The sequence below is a fragment of the Paenibacillus cineris genome (genome assembly GCF_018333335.1).
Taxonomy (GTDB): Bacteria; Bacillota; Bacilli; order Paenibacillales; family Paenibacillaceae; genus Paenibacillus_AQ; species Paenibacillus_AQ favisporus.
In genome coordinates, this window is sequence record NZ_BORU01000001.1 from 2831634 (window position 1) to 2850290 (window position 18657).

Here is an 18657-nt window from a genome sequence, read left to right on the forward strand (position 1 = left end):
AGTGTACCAATAAACCATTTCGATGTTTCGACTTATATCACTCGTACAACGATGGAGGTGAAGATATGCCTGAGACGATCAACATCCGGCCGGCGGAGGCTGCGGATCTCCCGTTTCTGTGGGAAATGCTGTTCGCTTCCATGTACACGCCGGAAGGGGAGCCACCATTATCCCGCGATATCCTTGCACGCCCTGAAATATCGAAGTACTTGGACGATTGGGGAAAGGAAGGCGACATGGCCTTCATTGCCGTCTCCAGCGAAGGGGAGCGGCTGGGATCGGTCACGCTCCGATTGTTTGATCCGGAACATCCCGGATACGGATATGTGGACGAGAATACGCCGGAACTGGGCATGGCCATCCAGCCGGAACACCGCGGCAAGGGGATTGGAACCCTGCTCATGCAGCGGGCGTTCGAGGAGCTGCACGCCGCAGGGATACCGTCCGTATCCTTAAGCGTGGACCCCAGAAATCGTGCGGTGAAGCTGTACGAACGATTCGGGTTCACGGAAGTCGGCATGTCGGGAACATCGGTCACGATGAAAGCACAGGTTCACCGTTCGGGCATACGGGGAGCCGAGGAACCAATACATAAATCGAAAGCGGGGAATAAGAACATGAGCCAAAGTGCCAAGAGGCTGGACAAAGAAATAACGAAGCGGGTCAAACTGGACTATCTGCTGCATCTGCCTGAAGCTTATGAAAGTGAGCCTGAGAAAAAATGGCCGCTGATCCTCTTCCTTCACGGTTCGGGGGAGCGCGGGAGCGATGTGGAGCTGGTCAAAGTGCATGGCATTCCGAAGTTAGCCGATCAGGATCCGCAGTTTCCGTTCATCGCCATCTCACCTCAATGCCCGGAAGACTCGTTCTGGGCGATGGAGGAAGACGCTTTAATGGCTCTCCTGGAGGAAGTGGAAGATCACTATCGCGTGGATCCAAAGCGCATTTATTTAACGGGATTAAGTATGGGCGGTTACGGTGCATGGCAGCTGGCTGCGATGTATCCAGATAAATGGGCGGCTGTCGTCCCGATTTGCGGAGGAATGGAACCGAAATATGCCGAGCAGATCAAGGATATCCCGATTTGGGCCTTCCATGGGGCTAAGGATGATGTCGTTCCGCTGTCGGAATCCGAACAAATCGTGAAGGCGCTGGAAGAGATCGGCGGGAACGTGAAATTTACGGTGTATCCGGACGCGAATCACGACTCATGGACCGAGACTTACGCTAACAAGGAATTGTATACCTGGCTGCTCAGCCACTCATTATCTTAAAAAAGCTAAGGATGGATATGCCCGGTGGAGCACCGGACGTATCCATCCTTTTTTTGTGTGCAAACATCATAATTCATTCGATATTACGTTCTGCGACCCCTTAAAATATCGTTTAACCACATCGTAAGCCAGCTTCGGCCTGCGGTACCGGTCGACGATGCCTTTGCTATTTTGGGCACCTGCCCGGGACAACAGCCAGCCGGTCGCATCGGTGACACGGCAGTCGCAAAACTGCCAAATATACATGCCGGACAGGAAGGGGCTTGATGTGTATGCAGCCAGGTTGGCTTCAATGATATCCGCCTGCCGCTCCTCGGTGCCGCGCATCCTGGCTTTGTCGCGCAAACCATAATATCCATCCCCGCCGAACTCGCTCATGATCATCGGCTTGCCGGCGCCACCGGCCTGGTCGGCCCAAGCCCGCGCCTGTTCACAGAGAGCCTTTGGATCCTCGTCCGTATACCAGCCGGGATACAGATTAAAGGAAACGATATCCGCCAAATCAAAGCAGAGCTCCCGCTCCCTGTGATGCGAAGCGAACGTCAGCGGGCGGCTGGCGTCCAGCGCTCTCAGCTGCCCTAGCTGCCGGCTGTAGTGCTCACGTCCTTCCTCGGTATCGCTGGCACATTCGTTCAGGATCGCCCACAGGATAATCGAAGGATGGTTGTAATGCTGTTCCACCATTTCGCGGTTGACTTGTTCGCACTGCCAGACGAAATTCGGATTGCGCATTTGCTCCAGGGACAAGCCTCTCGCATGATTTTCCTCCCACACCAGGAAACCTAGCTCGTCGCATAAATCCAGAAAACGTTCGTCGTTCGGATAGTGGCTCGTCCGGACAGCGTTGGCACCCATATCACGCATCAGGTCGAGATCATGCAGCATCAAAGATACGGGAAGAGCCGCTCCGGCCATCGGATGATCTTCATGCCGGTTGAAGCCTTGGAGTACCACATCTTTTCCGTTCACCTGAAGTTTTCCGTCTCGGGTGGTCACCGTCCGGAATCCGACCCGTTCGATCAAATCATCAAGAGGCGGGCTGTCCGTATCCTTGTCTTCGTACAGCCGGACATGAAGCTGATACAGCGATGGCTCTTCCGGCGACCAGGAAGAAACGTCCGGAAAGGCAAACGACTTCTGCAGCTTTTTTTCAGCCCCTGGCGCCAAGGTGACGGTTCCAAGCGAAAAATCGATTCCTGCGAGAGTACCGGTTACCTGGACCGTTCGCTCCATGTCATTCGGATTGCTGACGACTGCGCGGACCTCGGCACTCCATTCGCCGCTTTTATATTCAGGTGTGAAATAAAGCTGCCGCACGTAAGGGCTATACAGCTCCTCAAGGACCACTGGGCGGATGATACCGCCGTATGTGTAATAGTCGTTTGGAATATGTAAGGCGGATGCTTCGCTGAAACGGTTGTCGGCTGCAACGATCAGCGTATGCTCACCCGGCCGTACATCCGGGATGACCACATCAAACGCGGTGTAGGCGTTATAATGCTGCGCAACTTTCACCCCGTCCCAGTAGATGTGGGCCGTGTGGCTTATCCCTTTAAAAATAAGCCGGACAGATGCTTCCCTCCGGATATTTACGATCGTTCGATAGGCGCCAACGCCTTGGTATATACTGAAATCGGGATGCGTCTCCCAGCAGGATGGCACTGCCATCCGGTAGGGGAAGGACTGACTGGCCTGTGCGGACATCTCGGGTTCGTCGACGACGGTAAAATCCCAGGTGCCTTCTATAGTGCGGCTGATGCGGACTTCGTGGTTTTGAAACATCCTCTCCATTTCGATTGCTCCTCTTTGATCAATGTATGTACCTATTTCTAATCCCTTTTACATCACTTGGTTTGTGTCGAGTGCGGGCGTGGGCTGTTCGAGACTCACGCTTGGACGTGCTCAGAATCATGCTAAGCGATTTCAGTCGGAGGATCAATCGGAATAAATTGATGTAAAATGGATTTTTTTGATGTCCAGACTTTAGCAGCGCGGAAGGCTCAAGGCATAAAAACGGAATCGGCTGGAAACGCTACTTCATATCTTTGCCATCTAAAATTAACCAGCCCTTTGTACATAAAGACGAAAAGGAGAACAGCAGCATGGACCAACAACAAAAGCCTATGGAGCACGGCACTTCGGTGACCGGTTCCGGCAATGTCCTTGACCGCCGCATGGCTCCGGGCGAAGACGAAATGTCTCTCACCACGCGCCAGGGCCATCCGGTGAAGAACAACCAGAACTTGCGGACGGTGGGAACCCGCGGACCGGCAACGCTGGAAAACTATCAATTTATCGAGAAAATTACGCATTTTGACCGCGAGCGCATCCCAGAGCGCGTCGTGCATGCAAGAGGAGCCGGAGCGCACGGATACTTCGAGGCCTACGGCAAGGTTGGAGATGAGCCGGTATCCAAGTATACGCGGGCGAAATTGTTCCAGGAAGCGGGCAAACGAACGCCCGTCTTCGTCCGTTTCTCCTCGGTTATTCACGGCGGCCATTCCCCGGAGACGCTGCGTGATCCGCGCGGCTTTGCCGTGAAATTTTACACCGAAGACGGAAACTGGGACCTGGTCGGGAACAACCTGAAAATTTTCTTTATCCGCGACGCCATCAAGTTTCCCGATATGATCCACGCTTTCAAGCCGGATCCGGTCACGAACATCCAGGACAACGAGCGGTTTTTCGATTTTTGCTGCAACTCGCCGGAAACGATGCATATGGTTACGTTCGTTCAATCCCCCTGGGGCATCCCGGCCAACTACCGGCAGATGCAGGGGTCCGGGGTCAATACTTACAAATGGGTAAATGCCGAGGGCGAAGCGGTATTGATCAAGTACCACTGGGAGCCGAAGCAGGGCATCAAAAACTTGACCCAAGCCGAGGCGGAAGCCATTCAGGGTAAAAACTTCAACCATGCGACCCAGGACTTGTACGAGGCGATCGAGCGCGGCGATTATCCGGAGTGGGAGTTGTTCGTGCAAATTTTGAGCGATGACGACCATCCTGAGCTGGATTTCGACCCGCTGGACGATACCAAGCTGTGGCCGAAGGAGCAAATTCCTTGGCGTCCGGTCGGCCGGATGGTGCTGAACAAAAATCCAGAGAACTATTTTGCCGAGGTGGAGCAGGCGGCATTCGGGACCGGCGTGCTCGTCGACGGGATGGATTTTTCCGATGATAAAATGCTTCAGGGACGGACACTTTCGTATTCGGATACCCAGCGCTACCGCGTCGGGCCAAATTACCTCCAGCTGCCGATCAACGCGCCGAAGAAGCGGGTGGCCACCAATCAGCGTGACGGCCAGATGACGTATGATGTAGATATGGCGCCTGGACAGAATCCTCACATCAATTACGAACCGTCCTCGCTGAACGGTTTGAAGGAAGCCCCCCGGGAGGAAATCGACTACATGCCGCATGTGGAAGGCAAACTGATGAGGGCCAGCATTGAACGAACCAACGATTACAAGCAGGCAGGGGAGACGTACCGTGCGTTTGACGATTTTGAAAAGAAGGAACTGATCAGCAATCTGGTTAATGCGCTGTCTTCCTGCAGCCCGGTCATACAGGAGAAGATGATCCACCATCTGACCCAGTGTGACGAGGAATACGGCCGGCGCGTCGCCGAGGGGATCAAGCAGCATGGCACGAGCAGCCATCATGGCCCGCTGGGCGCCACTCACACTCATGAAGCGGTGGAAGATGCCGAACGGAAGGGCCACAGCACCGACTCGTATTGACACCATCCATGCATTTAAAAAAGCACGCAAACCTTAAACGGTCTGCGTGCTTTTGTCTGTCTTAAACTTTTCTCTCGCATCGTAATCTTTCCGGGCTTGTTCGATCTGAGGATAATGCTCGTTCAGCCAATGGTTTAGCTGGCGCAGGTAGGGGATCAAGCTCTCTCCCATCGGAGTCAAGGTATATTCCACCACAGGCGGAACCTCCGGAAGGACGCTGCGCTCAATCAGTCCGTCCCGCTCCAGTTGGCGGAGCGTCTGGGTCAGCATTTTTTGGGAAATGTCGGCGATGCTTCGCTGAAGCTGACCGTACCGTTTGGTGCCTTTTTCCAATACGAAAATGATGAGGACCGCCCATTTATTCGAAACGATTTCCAGTACACGCCGAGCCGTGCAGGACGTTACCGAAAATGCGGGTTCCGCTGCTCGTATGTTTTCCATCATCCACCTCCTAACGCACCCGCGGGTTCGTAACGAACCGAAAAGTGCCTTCTTTTCACATTGTACTCACTGTATTAATCTATGTCTACCAACCCGAAAACCCCTCCACAATTTGCCAGGAGGCGGGTGGATCCCTTATCCATTTATTAGGAGGCTTACTTATGAATATAAATCATCAACCTCTTCGTGTCGGAATCATCGGTGCCGGTTTGAACGGTGCGTGGGGAGGTCTGGCACATCTTCCGGCTCTGAAGGCGCTGCCCGAGTTTATGGTGACCGCCGTCGGTACATCGCGGCAGGAAAGCGCAGAAGCGAGCGCCGATCACTTTGGCGTTGAGCATGCCTTTTCCGATCCGCTTGAGCTGGCCCTGCATCCAGAGGTCGATTTGGTGACCGTATCCGTCCGGGTTCCGGAGCATGACCGGCTGATTCGTGCAGCTCTTGAGGCCGGCAAGCATGTGTACAGCGAGTTCCCGCTCGGACGGACGACCGCAGAATCGGCAGCATTGCTGCAAGCGGCCCGCGACCGAGGAGTTCGCCATTTCGCCGGGCTGCAGTCGCGCGCCAATCCCGTCATCCGCTACGTCCGGGAACTTCTGGCAGAGGGTTACGTTGGGGATGTGCTTGCCGTTCACGTTAATTACGCCATACCGACGTATCCGATCCGTTCCAAGCAGATCGACCAGAGCCACGTTTATTTGCTGGATGAAGCGAACGGAGCCAATCAGCTGACGATCGCCGGCGGCCATCTTCTGGATGGGATCATGTATCTCTTTGGACCATTTTCCGAAATATCGGCCATATTGAAGACGCAAACGCGGCAGGTCCCTGTGGAAGAGACGGGTGAAATCATCCGTGCGTCGGCACCTGATCATGTCGTGGTCAGCGGGATTCTGCCGGGCCAGGCCGTTTTCAGCTCCCAGATCCGCAATGCGCACGTGGGAAGCTTCGCGATCGAGATCAACGGCACGAAAGGGGATTTACACATCCGATCACGGCAAAACTTTATGTTCCAGATCGATGATCTGATCGTGCTTGGCACGCAGGGGAGGGGAGAGCTGAAGGAACTGACGCTGCCCGGGCATCTCCACCTGCCTCCGGCCGAGCTGATGGGAACACCCGCTTACAATGTGGCGGGCATTTACCAACAGATCCACCGGGATCTGGCGAATGATACACACGAGGCGCCGGACTTTCAAACCGCACTTGCGGTTCACGAGCTGCTGGATCAAGTGCGGAAGGCGGGGGAGACAGGGGCAACGGTGCGGCTTGAACCCGGTTATGCGGTTTGATCAAGGGTCCGCTTGTAAGAGAGATGGACGGAGGAAACATGAAATGGTAAGTTGGTAGAAGAATATCATCATCAAGACTTTTTCTACCTTACGGAGGTCAATTCGATTATGGCAAAATCCGTCGTTTTCTTGTTTCCCGGTCAAGGCTCTCAATATTACCGGATGGGAATCGAACTCTACGAACGGCATTCCGGATTCCGGGAATGGATGGACCGCATGGATCGGCGGCTGTACCAGTCGACAGGCAGGTCTGTCGTCCTGGAATTGTACGGCAGCAACCGAAAATCAGAGGAACCGCTGGATCATTTATCCTACAGCCATCCGGCCATCTTTATGGTGGAATATGCACTGGCGCAGGTGATGATGGAAAACGGAATCTATCCGGATCTCGTGCTTGGGACGAGCTTGGGCGAATTTGCGTCCTGCGCCGTTGCCGGCGTCATCGATTGGGAAACGGCTCTGGAGCTTGTTGCGAATCAAGCCGATGCGGTCCGGAATACTTGTGAGCCGGGAGGCATGATCGCCATCGCAAGTGATCCCGCGCTGTTCACGCAAGCCGCAGAGCTTCATACGAATACCGAGCTGGCGGCCGTCAATGATCAGTCCCACTTCGTCGTTTCCGGCACAAGCGAGGGTATCCGGCAGGCGGAAGCGTATTTAAAGCAAACCCGGATCGCTCACCAGGTGCTGCCTGTGCGCTACGGCTTTCACTCCGCATCCATTGACGCTGCGGAGACGGCGTATAAACCTTCCCTGACAGGAATCCATGTGAACCGGCCGCAGGTGAAGCTGGTTTCCGGTCTGTACGGAATGGGCATCACGTCATTATCTTCAAACTATGTCTGGGATGCCGTTCGGCATCCGATCCGGTTTCGGGAAGCGATGCAGCGCATGAACCCATCGGAGCATATTTGCGTTGATCTGGGGCCGTCCGGAACGCTGGCCAACTTCACGAAGCATTTGTGGAAACAGGGATCCGGCGCTCACGTATACAGCGTGCTCAGTCCTTTTCAAAAAGATCTGGACCGGCTCCAAACGACGATACGACGAATACAGCAAGCATAGCGTAGAACGATTTCAACCCATTCCCGGATACGGGGATGGGTTTTTTTAAGAGTTCAGATAGTATAAGTTTCGGAGCTTCCGCTTCCTGATCACGCAAGCAAAACTTCCGCTAAACGCGGTCTGTCATCTTTGAGAGGTACGTCGATAGACGTCTTTTATGAAAACAAGTGTGATTCAAGTATTCACGAATGCCACTGGGCGGCATCAAAGAGGTTGGGATGGCAATGAGTTAACGTAACTTTTATTATGTAAACTTAAATATCAATTTTTTAAAAAATATTTATCATTTATGGGTATTGACTGGTTATCATGAACATTGACCAAGCACGGAAAAAGAGATACCCGCACAATGGCGGGCAATTACCTACTCATGATGTTGAACGTATTCAAAAATCCCGCCATCCGGATGCTGTACCGTAAAATTTGTGCCAGTTGGAACTTTTGTGAGATCCCGGATTATTTGGCAACCAGAACTCTTTAGGTGGTCATAAAACTCATGAATGCTATCCACCTTGAATGTTGCCTTGGTCTTACGGAATGGCTCCAATGCCTGATTTGATCCAGCCAAAATCAAAATGTCGCCCACAGATGCTAATTCCAATCCCGCTGCTTCATACTTGAACCTAAATGTTGAAACTTCACTCAACAAGTTCTCATAGAATTTAAGGGACGTCTCCATATCATTCACATACACTCGTGTGTACACTTGTAGTACCTTCATCCTGCACTTCTCCTCTCTTTCTGACACGATTCTGAAAGCGAAAGTATTTCATGTCATTAAAATTAATTTGATTCTATCAGTAAAAGGGCAGCACTCCAAATCCATACATGTATACCTCATTTCGGTTGACGTTCCCCTTGACCTGGAGTCAGCTCCAGCGTTTACAATAAGGGGGAAAGGCGGTGATTTTCTATGTATAACATTCGGGAAGCTTCCACAATGACTGGATTTAGTCTGGACACACTGCGTTATTATGAAAAAATGGGACTGATCCAACCAACTTCACGTGGAACGGGTGGTGTCAGGAGCTATAGCGATGCAAATGTCCACCAAATTTTATCGATTAAATGCTTAAAACAGAGCGGTTTGTCGCTGGAAGACATTAAGGATTTTATTGCCGATGGGCAGTGTTTCAGAGACAAGGTAGCTCTGGACGATGAAGAGATGAAGTTAATCCAAAGCCGGAAGTCAATTCTAACGGCTCAATTGGACCGGTTGGAGGAGCAGCGGCAGGCGCTGGACCAAACGATCGCGGAAGCACGGACCAAATTGGACTATTACGAAAAGCTTATGCATTCCTAATGAGGAAAGAATGATTATTGTAAGTTTAAACTCGTGGAGCCAGGACATCTTGAAAGTGCGCCTTGGTCATCCGCGAAATTAATGGTTAACATAATATATATTACGTAACCACTTTCTTTATTGTGTCCCGCTAGAGATTTAATGGAATACAAAAAAAGTTTGTTCGGTTTGTATTGGTGTTTGTATTGGTGGTGGTGTTAGTGATCACATATCTTGATTGTGGTCTTTTTTGGCCTGGTTTCGCGCCACTTTAATCCGGTTTCCGCAAATCTTCATTGAGCACCATTTCCGTCGTCCCGAACGGTCAACATAGAGCAGGACGCATTCGGGATTGGAACATCGATGAAGATAAGCTAATTCACCGGCTTCCAGCAGCCGGAGCGCATCCAGGGCAACCAAGGACAGGATCGCATCGGTATCAGACCCCAGCGGAACGGGAACGAGTCTTCCGTCGATGAAGTGATAGGACAGTGGAGCGTTGGCAATGCACGCTTCCATGAGGCGGATCCATGAGCGGGTAACCTCTTGGCCGTCAGCCAGCCGCTCGTACATGTCTCTGACGACAATTCGAAATTCTTTAACTTTATTCAGCGCTTCTTTCGTGATCTCCGATGATGCATGCTGAAGTGAAGGCAGACTTTCCTTCATATTTAATGCTTCAAGCCAAGCGGTTAGATCTTCCGGACGGATCAGCAGATCATGACGGATGCCTCTGCGAACCAACTCGGTATTGACCAAATCCAGCGAAGGATGACCGGAGAGCAGTGGAAACGAACCCGTATTATTTAACGTCATGAAATTTCCTCCAACTGACATTCTTTTTAACTAACCTCATAATAATGGATTGACAGGTTAATGGAAAGCACTATATCATACTAACCATAACAACTGCATTTTTGTGGTTAGTTCATATCGTGAGGTGGAGTCCATGTCTACTATTATTAAACCCCCGTTTAACCATGAGTCGGCGCTGGCCAAGGTAAAAGCTGCCGAAAACGCCTGGAATACAAGAAATCCGGATCAGGTGGCGATGGCTTATTCTCCCGATTCGGAGTGGAGGAATCGCACCGAGTTTTTTAAGGGAAGGGAGGCCATCCGGGATTTTTTGAAACGAAAGTGGGCGAAAGAACTGGATTACAAGCTCATGAAGGAGCTATGGTGTTACACGGACAATCGCATTTCGGTGCGTTTCGAGTATGAATGGCGGGACGCTGACACGGGACAGTGGATGAGAACGCATGGGAATGAGCATTGGGAGTTTGATGAAGAAGGGCTGATGCGAAGACGGGATATGAGCGGCAACGATTATCCGATTCAGGAATCGGACCGCAGGTACAGATGATTCTCGTTACAAGCAGCAAGGGCGCCAACCGAGTGGATGGACGCCCTTGCATAAGAATTCATGTCATTTATAAGTTAACGTTTCAGCTCAGTAATATGAAGTGAAATCGAGTTTTCGTCAGCGCTTTCCAGTGCTTTTCTGTTCAGCAGCAGGTCTTGCAGGTAGGAAGATATTTTGGAGTCCAGTTCTGTAATAATGAGCGATTTCATGGTTTCAATGTCCTCATGTGCACAAAAGGTGTGACTTGAAATCAGCCCGTTCGCATATGCCTTGGTGTCGTCATGGATCACACCGAGCTTTTCTTTATACACTCTCTTGACGCTGGCATCTTCTGATTTAATTTCGTAATAACGCCCGGTTTCCTTCAGGAGCTTCCATTCCTTGACGCAAACGACAAGCTGATCCTTATGCACAATGCCGGACACCTTAAATAAACGGATCGAGTTATTCATGTAGTTAATTACTTCCTTCTTCCTGTATGATCATGATTTCATGCAGCCTCAGAATGGCCGCTATACATATTATCACTCCTTGATATTGGAAGCAAATGCTAATTATTGGCTTGCCATGTCAGGGGATGAATCGAAAAAAGCCGCCAGGCCTTTAGTGGAGGACCTTGCGGCAGGTTGGTATGCAGATGAAAAATATTTTAGACAGATCACGGAATCAGCGATCCCTGGTGTAACGTCGGCGAGCTTAACAGCTCCATCCATTTTTTGATGGCTGTGATTAAAATAATAACGCCCAAGATCAGCATAATGATCGAAAGCACACCATTGAGAACGTTATATCCCGAAGCTTGCGGATTCAGGTACACATGACGTACCATCCAATAACCTGCGTAGTTCACCGTGACGTATAGATACGCGAGCGGAATGATGCACGTCAGAGCGTAGATCGGCTTATCCGCGATTTTCAAAATAACGGTTGCTCCGATAATCAGGCCGATGGAAGCCATGAGCTGATTGGAGACGCCGAACAAGGCCCATACCGAACTGATATCACCGGAAAAGAGCAAGTATCCCCACATGAAGCAGGCGAGTGCACTCGCAAAAATATTGCCGGGCAGCCAATCGGTCCGCTTCAGCGGCTTATAGATCTCGCCGAAAAAGTCCTGGATCAGATAACGGGAGACGCGGGTCCCCGAATCGATCGCGGTCAGAATGAACACCGCCTCAAACATGATGACGAACTGGAAGAAAAACGGTGCCAGATGGCTGAACCACGGAATTTTTGTGAAAATATACGACATGCCGACCGCAAGCGTAACCGCTCCGCCAGTGCGGCCTTCCAGATCCATTCCGATTTCCTTGCTGAGCTGCGGCAGGTTTTCCACATGCATCCCAAGCGTCTGGAACACGGCCGGGGCGGAATTGATGGCGAAATAGTCGGCTGGGTGCAGTGCAGTTGCGGCGATCAGCGCCATGATGCCGACCACGCACTCGACGAGCATCGCCCCGAAGCCGATGACCTTGATGTCGGTCCATTGATTGATCATTTTCGGTGTCGTTCCGGAGCCGACGAACGCATGAAAACCGGAAATCGCTCCGCAGGCGATCGTAATCGAAATAAAAGGCCAGACAGGACCTGCAATAACTGGGCCCCCGCCGCCGGCGAATTCGGTAAAAGCCGGAAAGCGGATCACCGGGTTAATGACAAACACGCCGGCAATAAGGGCAACGAACACGCCAATTTTCATAAAGCTGCTCAGATAGTCCCGGGGAGCGAGCAGAAGCCATACCGGCAGCGCCGCTGCAAAGAAAGCGTAAATCGGCAAAATCACGGCCAGCGTCTTGGCATCCAGCGTCAGCCATTGGGCGATGGCCGTTTCCTGAATATAAGGACCGGCAAATACGCCGATCATAAGCAGAATAAATCCTGCGGTGGTCGCGGTCTTCAGCTTACCGGTTTTTTTGTAGTACAGGCCGACGCCCATGGCAATCGGAATCGTAATGCCGACGGCGAAGGTACCCCAAGGATTGTTTTCGAGCGCATGGAGCACGACCATGGACAAGCCCGCCATCGTAATAATGATGATGAACAGCATGGCCAGACCCGTGCAAAAGCCGGCGACCGGTCCAAGCTCTTCTTTGGCAACTTCAGACAGCGACTTGCCTTGCTTGCGCATGGACGCGTACAGGACGACCGCGTCATGAACCGCACCGCCGATGACGGCTCCGATCAGCAGCCACAAGAGGCCTGGCAAGTAGCCGAACTGGGCGGCCAGGATCGGCCCGACCAGCGGCCCCGCGGCGGCAATCGCGGCGAAGTGATGGCCGAAGGTGACCCATTTGTTCGTCGGTACATAGTCCTTGCCGTCCTCAAGGGCATGGGCCGGCGTTGGCGTACTGTTGCTGAGCTTCAGCACTTTGGCGGCCATGAACGTCCCATACAGGCGGTAGGCGATCATGAGAATACAGATGGATGCTATGACGATTGTAACCGCATTCATTTTTGGAGTTCCTCCTTTATTCACACCCCGCTTGTTACGGGTGAAGAGATTTTATCCGTACTATACCTGATGAAAACCGATACAAGGTGTTTTCAGGCCGAAAAGTCGGGAGGAAAGGATGAACAGCCAAAAGAAGGCGGTGAATGGCAGACAGATGTATTCCGGGTGAGCCCCCACTGGATAAGTCAGACATGAAAGGGAGTGCCGGCCATCTGCCGCCGGTAAAGGAATGATCTCAAAAAGACGGTAAGTTGTTGATCCTCAGACTACAATCCGAGAAGCTGCTTCAGTTCCTTGGTGAAGGATCGGCTGACGGGAACCTTGGATTCGTCTTTCATGACGAGAATACAGGCGGAGTTGAACCACGGCTGAATTTCGGTGACCGCGTTCAAGTTCGCCAGGTACGACCGGTGCACCCGGACGACGGAAGTTCCGGCCAGCCGGCGCTCCAGATTGACCAGCGGCTCATTCAGCTTGTACCGGTCGCCTGTTGTGACCAGCTCGCTCTTGCCGTCATCGGATCCCACGTAGACGATGTTGTCGATATCAATAAGCAGTATCCGCTCTTCCGCGCTGACCGCCAGCTTGCCTGTACGATCGGGTCCCAGCGGGGGAGAAGGGGCTGCCCTTTTCTCGCGGGCGGAGCGGAGCTTCATGACTTTGTCGACGGTTTTCCGCACCCGCTCTTCCTCGAACGGCTTCAAAATATAGTCCAAGGCGTTGACTTCAAACGCCTGCAGTGCATACTCATCGTAAGCCGTGGCAAAGACGATATCCGGAACCTCCTCCAGAACGGAGAGCTGCTTGGCCAGCTCCATGCCGTTATCCTCCGCCAGCTGGATGTCAAGAAACACGACGTCCGGCTCCATCTCCGCAATCGAATGCAGCGCCGTCTCCAGCGAATCGGCCTCTCCGACAATATGAACCTGTCTGGTACGCCCGAGCAGATAAGCCAGTTCGTCCCGGGCGAGCGGCTCATCGTCGACAATGAATCCTTTAAGCATGCATTTCCCTCCTATGTGCAAGATGCAAAGGCAGCGTAATCACGACTCGGGTTCCGGGGGTATCGGCATCGCTTACGATCCGGAACGAGCCCTCACTGCCGTAGATTTCCGCGATCCGCTTACGGATATTATGCAGCGCCGTGCCGGTTCCGTCTTCCGAATGAACGGCCTGCTCACCAAGCTGTTCCAGCAGCTCCGCCGGGATTCCTTTGCCGTTATCTGCCGTTACAATCATGACTTCATGGCCTTTCTGGCTCGCGGCAATACATACGCTCCCTTTATGGTGGGGACCGAGTCCATGGAAGGCATGGCGCACGGCATTTTCGACCAAGGGCTGAAGCGTAAACGGCGGTATCTCCAAATCCGCAAGCTCCGGTTCGATATCGAATGTCATCTCGAATTTATCAGGGAAGCGCGCCTTCTCCAACGTCAAGTAGGCTTCCACATGCCTCAGCTCCTGGCTGAGCGGGATCAGGATCTGCCGTGCACCTTGAAGGTTGCTCCGGAAAAAGACTCCGAGCTGAATGAGCAGCTCCCGTGCTTTGTCTGGATCGGTCCGGCACAGCGCTGAAATGGTATTGATCGCATTAAACAGAAAATGGGGATGCACCTGCGCCTGGAGCGCTTTGACTTCGGCATCCTTCAGCAGCCTGCTCTGCATCTCCGCCTCGGCCAGCTCGAGCTGCGTGGAGAACAAGCGGCCAAGCCCTTCCGCCATTTCCCGCTGAACACGGTCCAGCCGGTCCGGGTTCGTATAATAAAGCTTCAGCGTCCCGACGGTGCCGCTCCGCACCTGCAGCGGAAGCACGATCGCAGCCTGCAGGCTGCAGCCATCATGGAAGCATTGAATGTCTTCCTTCGATGTCGCAACAGACATTCGTCCCTGTTCCAGTACGGACCGGGTAAGCTGGGTCGCCAGGCTGTGGAGCGGGACATGATGGTCCGAGCCGGCACCTACATGCGTGAGCACCTGCTCCCGATCCGTGATCGAGATCGCATCCGCATCCGTGGCCTCCAGAATGACGCTCGCCGCTTCCCGGCACGATGCCGGGTTCAGGCCCTGACGGAAAAAGGGCAGCGTCCGGTCGGCAATATGAAGCACCTGGTTGGTCTGCAGGGCGCGAGTCCGCTCCTCCTCCTGCAGGATAGACTGAATGATCAGCATAAACATCAGGGTGCCGAATCCGTTCATGACAATCATCGGCAGGGCGATGACCGAAACCAACTGAACTGCGGCATCGAAAGGGCGGGCTATCAGCAAAATAATCCCCATCTGTACGCATTCCATCAGGATTCCGATGGCAACCGCACGCCATGGCGCACCGGGATCGGACCTCCGGAACCTCCTGCCGATCCAGCCGGTGACCACACCTGCCAGTATGGTAGATATAGAGCAGGCGGCAGCGGTATATCCGCCAAGCGTCAGCCGATGGAGACCGGCGATCAGCCCGGCCCCAAGTCCGACCAGCGGTCCGCCAAGCAAACCGCCGATGGCTACGCCCATAATCCGCGTATTGGCCAGTGCACTGTCAACCTGCACGCCGGCCTGCCAGATTTCGGAGCCAATGGCGCCTCCATGAATTTCTACACCGGTATAGTTACTGATCATGCCGAACACGCCGAAAATGACGATCAGCAGCAGCTTGGCGGGAAGCCGATCCTCATGATGCAGCGTCTGGCGGAACGACGTCACCCTGGACAGCAGAAAGGCGACGATAATCAGGATGCCGACTCTTTCCAGCATAAGAGGCAATAAATAGAACATGTCAGCATCATCCTCCGCAATCGTTCGTTGTTCGTTGATTTACCCGCGGAGCTAGTATAATCGGAAATTGCAGCGTTTTCAATCGGTGCTGTTTCGACAGATTGCCTCAATCATTTAACGGCATGAACGACATAGAGGGACATCAGCGGATGTCGAACCTATGAACATTTTGCGATTACCCAAGAAATAATTTGATCATTCGGACGCGGATTTCCCGTTTGGGCAGAGCTTCATTGGGTAGGCTTCATCATCTCACTTGCCACCGCTTAAGCGAAGAAGAACATGAAGCCTAGGCGTATATGGAGCAGCCGGAGCAACCAGCAAGCGCAACATCTCACCGAACTTCATCGTCTGACCTAAATGGGGCCAGCTTAAGTTGAAGCTAACGGAATTTCCCTTAAAGTCGTCCAAAACATTTGTACACTAGTGGCGTTTGTTATTGTGTGTGAACCAGCGGCATCATGAATCCAGCCTGCTCCAGCTGCAGAGAGAACGAATCCCAATACAATAGCGCGAGAACTCCAAGTGATCTTTGGCGTACACGATGATGTTTGTGACCATCATTCCGGAAGCACCATTGGCTGTTAGATCAACAAGATTCTCAACGTTCACAGCAGCAGGCCCCCAGCCTAGCTCGGCCCAGCGTTCGAAGGTCATCATCAAAAACCCGGCTGTATTGATCAACCACGGTGACCGGTTTCCAGGGAAATGAACGATATGGGGGAGAACATCAATTCCACGCACATAGACATGACAAGCGAAGATTATGTAAGATCATACATAGAAGGACATCGCCAGTACATACATTTTCCTCCGGAGCCGTGATGGCGACAGATGCAAGAAAGCATCAAGTAAGAAGTATTCCGTAAGACTAGTAGGCGCCCGGACCTTGCCGGGGCTCTGCCGAATACATGTTTCAATACATCCTCTTTACGTTTCATACAAGTCAAATTATAATTTTGAAAAAGGCGAAGGGAAAGGCGAAAGCTGCAAGCTTATTTTTCACCTTTTCAAGGCAAAGGAGGGGAATTCATATGGACGTTGTCCATTACTACAATAAACTGAATCAACACTTTGCTTCCGAGCCCCGAGGCTCTTCGATCCAGGTGACGATGCAGGAGCTGGAGGACATTTGGGAATGCACCCGGCGAAATGCACAGCTGCTCGTGCAGAAAATGAAGGAGCAGGGGCTTATTGATTGGCAGAGCGGTTTGGGCCGGGGCAATACGTCGCGGCTCGTCCTGGTTGCCGATGCACAGGAGCTGCTATTGGACAAAGCCAAGGAACTGGCTTTAAAAGGACATGTCGGCGAGGCGTTCGGGCTGCTGCATGCGCATACGGACCCCCTGGCCGAATCCCATTTTTCCGATTGGCTGGCCGGGCAGTTTGGTGCGCAGAAGGCTTCTGACCATAAGGACATTCTCCGTTTCCCGTTTTACCGGCCGGTGCCCGATCTCGAGCCGCTGTTCGTCATTCGCCGCACGGAGACCCACCTGATTCGACAGATTTTGAACACGCTGGTGGAGTTCGACACGGCCGGTCACGTGATCAAGCCGGGGCTCGCCCATTACTGGGAATCGGATCACGAGTACACCGAATGGACCTTTTATTTGCGTAAAGGCGTGCTGTTTCATCACGGGAAGGTGATGACGGCCGAAGACGTTCAATTTACGTTCCAGCGCTTTGGGCAGCTGAATCCGCCGGACTGGTTCATGGCGAATGTGGCAAGGGTTGAGGTTCTTAGTGATATCAGTGTACGTTTTCACCTACGTGAACCTAACGCCCTTTTTCTGCACCTATTGGCTTCAGAACGCTTCTCCATCGTACCTAAAGATCTGGACCGCATTGCGGCGACCCGGGATATACGGCGGATGCCGGTAGGCACAGGCCCATTTGTTATGAAGGAGAACAGTGATAACGGCATGATCCTCGAAGCGAACGAGCGGTATTTCCAGGGCCGGCCGATGATGGACCGCATCGAGATTTGGGTTTGGCCGAACTATTTGGAGCATCTGAAGCCCGACAGACTTCAGGAACGTGACACGCAGGTGCTCTATTTTGAACCGACGGGTAAGAAGAAAACGAGTACTTTGCTGACCCGGCTCGAAGAGGGAAGTACTTATCTGACTTTTAATCTGTCGAGGGACGGAATACTTCATGACGTTAAGCTTCGGGAGGCTATCCATTTAGCTATTAACCGCGAACAGATGGTCAAGGAGCTGGGAGGAAAGAGAGAACAGCCCTCCTCGGGCTTTAATCCGTATGACCATGACGAGGCGTACGGGCGGGGCGGGGAACTGATGCTCGCGAGAGCCTGCCTGGCCGAATCCGCCTACCGTGGAGAAACGCTGACCCTGTATACTTACGAAATGACCAGTAACGAGCTGGATACCGAATGGATCCGTCGGGCCTGCGAAGACATCGGGGTGAAGGTGGAAGTCCATGTGATGCCGATTCGTGAGCTCACGAATCCATCCGTCTTGAAACAAGCCGATATGATTTATGCCGGAGAGGTCCTCGGTAACGAGCCTTCCGTGTCTTTGATCGAAATGTACCGTTCCCATTACGGATATATCCGCAACCACTTGGACGAAGCCGCGAGGGATGGGGTAGACCGGGCGCTGTCCGAGGTTCTGGCAGAACCGGATTACACCGTAAGAAGGATTTTGCTGAGGCGGATTGAAGATCAGTTAAAGAGGGACCATCATCTGTTATTTATGTACCACAGCATCCACATCATCGGACACGATCAATCCTTAGGCGGCATCACCTTGGATACCTGGGGTAAAATCAACTACAAGGATGTATGGGTCAAGCGCTGAGGTTGCAGGTGCATGCAAGGCGTGACGGGGCGTCAATGCATGTAGAGAACCCTTTTTCAAGGCTGGCAGGGGCCATTCGTCCCCATACTTCCGTCTGACATACAGTCTTTAGGGTATGTGTTATCGTAAGGCTACCGTCTTTACAATTATAGTT

General features: G+C 52.5%; 15 protein-coding genes. 7 read left to right on the top strand and 8 right to left on the bottom strand.

From position 1 onward, the window contains the following. The first annotated feature begins 65 nt into the window (after window positions 1-65). On the top strand, window positions 66-1274 hold the full coding sequence (locus tag KI379_RS34045; RefSeq protein ID WP_244879281.1) for a GNAT family N-acetyltransferase: 1209 nt from the start codon (window positions 66-68) through the stop codon (window positions 1272-1274). A 66-nt stretch (window positions 1275-1340) separates the two neighbouring features. Here KI379_RS34045 and KI379_RS13210 read toward each other — a convergent pair whose 3' ends face one another. Beyond that, complete coding sequence (locus KI379_RS13210; RefSeq protein ID WP_212983830.1) at window positions 1341-3065, bottom strand: glycoside hydrolase family 2 protein; 1725 nt, start codon at window positions 3063-3065, stop codon at window positions 1341-1343. A 332-nt stretch (window positions 3066-3397) separates the two neighbouring features. Between KI379_RS13210 and KI379_RS13215 the strand changes: the two genes are divergently transcribed. Beyond that, window positions 3398-5017: a catalase gene (locus tag KI379_RS13215; RefSeq protein WP_373309590.1), complete on the top strand. Its 1620-nt coding sequence runs from the start codon at window positions 3398-3400 to the stop codon at window positions 5015-5017. A gap of 33 nt (window positions 5018-5050) precedes the next feature. Here KI379_RS13215 and KI379_RS13220 read toward each other — a convergent pair whose 3' ends face one another. Continuing rightward, window positions 5051-5458, bottom strand: a complete 408-nt coding sequence (locus tag KI379_RS13220; RefSeq protein WP_089547376.1) for a winged helix-turn-helix transcriptional regulator — start codon at window positions 5456-5458, stop codon at window positions 5051-5053. A gap of 161 nt (window positions 5459-5619) precedes the next feature. On the opposite strand from KI379_RS13220, the gene KI379_RS13225 reads away from it, so the two are divergent. Together KI379_RS13225 and KI379_RS13230 are read left to right on the top strand one after the other, a co-directional pair. Further along, on the top strand, window positions 5620-6750 hold the full coding sequence (locus tag KI379_RS13225; RefSeq protein ID WP_244879282.1) for a Gfo/Idh/MocA family protein: 1131 nt from the start codon (window positions 5620-5622) through the stop codon (window positions 6748-6750). Window positions 6751-6858: 108 nt separating this feature from the next. Further along, the gene (locus tag KI379_RS13230; RefSeq protein ID WP_212983832.1) at window positions 6859-7815 is read left to right on the top strand and encodes an acyltransferase domain-containing protein; all 957 of its coding nucleotides are present in this window, start codon (window positions 6859-6861) and stop codon (window positions 7813-7815) included. A 364-nt stretch (window positions 7816-8179) separates the two neighbouring features. Here KI379_RS13230 and KI379_RS13235 read toward each other — a convergent pair whose 3' ends face one another. Further along, complete coding sequence (locus tag KI379_RS13235) at window positions 8180-8536, bottom strand: VOC family protein (protein ID WP_076165330.1); 357 nt, start codon at window positions 8534-8536, stop codon at window positions 8180-8182. 192 nt (window positions 8537-8728) lie between these two features. Between KI379_RS13235 and KI379_RS13240 the strand changes: the two genes are divergently transcribed. Continuing rightward, window positions 8729-9118: a MerR family transcriptional regulator gene (locus KI379_RS13240; RefSeq protein ID WP_212983833.1), complete on the top strand. Its 390-nt coding sequence runs from the start codon at window positions 8729-8731 to the stop codon at window positions 9116-9118. Between the two features lie 204 nt (window positions 9119-9322). On the opposite strand, the gene KI379_RS13245 is transcribed toward KI379_RS13240, so the two are convergent. After that, window positions 9323-9913, bottom strand: coding sequence for a CGNR zinc finger domain-containing protein (locus KI379_RS13245; protein WP_212983834.1), 591 nt, complete (start codon window positions 9911-9913; stop codon window positions 9323-9325). 133 nt (window positions 9914-10046) lie between these two features. Between KI379_RS13245 and KI379_RS13250 the strand changes: the two genes are divergently transcribed. Continuing rightward, window positions 10047-10460 (top strand): nuclear transport factor 2 family protein, encoded by a 414-nt coding sequence (locus tag KI379_RS13250; protein WP_212983835.1) that lies wholly within the window; start codon window positions 10047-10049, stop codon window positions 10458-10460. A 74-nt stretch (window positions 10461-10534) separates the two neighbouring features. Here KI379_RS13250 and KI379_RS13255 read toward each other — a convergent pair whose 3' ends face one another. The 4 genes from KI379_RS13255 to KI379_RS13270 all read right to left on the bottom strand — a co-directional run bounded on the left by KI379_RS13255 (window position 10535) and on the right by KI379_RS13270 (window position 15681). After that, entirely contained in the window at window positions 10535-10912 is a 378-nt protein-coding gene (locus KI379_RS13255) for a UDP-3-O-acyl-N-acetylglucosamine deacetylase (RefSeq protein WP_076165322.1), read from the bottom strand. Between the two features lie 206 nt (window positions 10913-11118). Next, complete coding sequence (gene cstA, locus KI379_RS13260; protein ID WP_212983836.1) at window positions 11119-12912, bottom strand: carbon starvation protein CstA; 1794 nt, start codon at window positions 12910-12912, stop codon at window positions 11119-11121. A 266-nt stretch (window positions 12913-13178) separates the two neighbouring features. Further along, window positions 13179-13916, bottom strand: coding sequence for a LytR/AlgR family response regulator transcription factor (locus tag KI379_RS13265; protein WP_212983837.1), 738 nt, complete (start codon window positions 13914-13916; stop codon window positions 13179-13181). Then, window positions 13909-15681: a sensor histidine kinase gene (locus KI379_RS13270; protein WP_212983838.1), complete on the bottom strand. Its 1773-nt coding sequence runs from the start codon at window positions 15679-15681 to the stop codon at window positions 13909-13911. Before KI379_RS13270 ends, KI379_RS13265 begins: the two co-directional genes overlap by 8 nt. A 1034-nt stretch (window positions 15682-16715) precedes the next feature. On the opposite strand from KI379_RS13270, the gene KI379_RS13275 reads away from it, so the two are divergent. Then, a complete protein-coding gene (locus tag KI379_RS13275) occupies window positions 16716-18503 on the top strand; it encodes an SgrR family transcriptional regulator (protein WP_179231982.1) in 1788 nt (595 codons plus the stop codon). The last annotated feature ends 154 nt before the right edge of the window (window positions 18504-18657 follow it).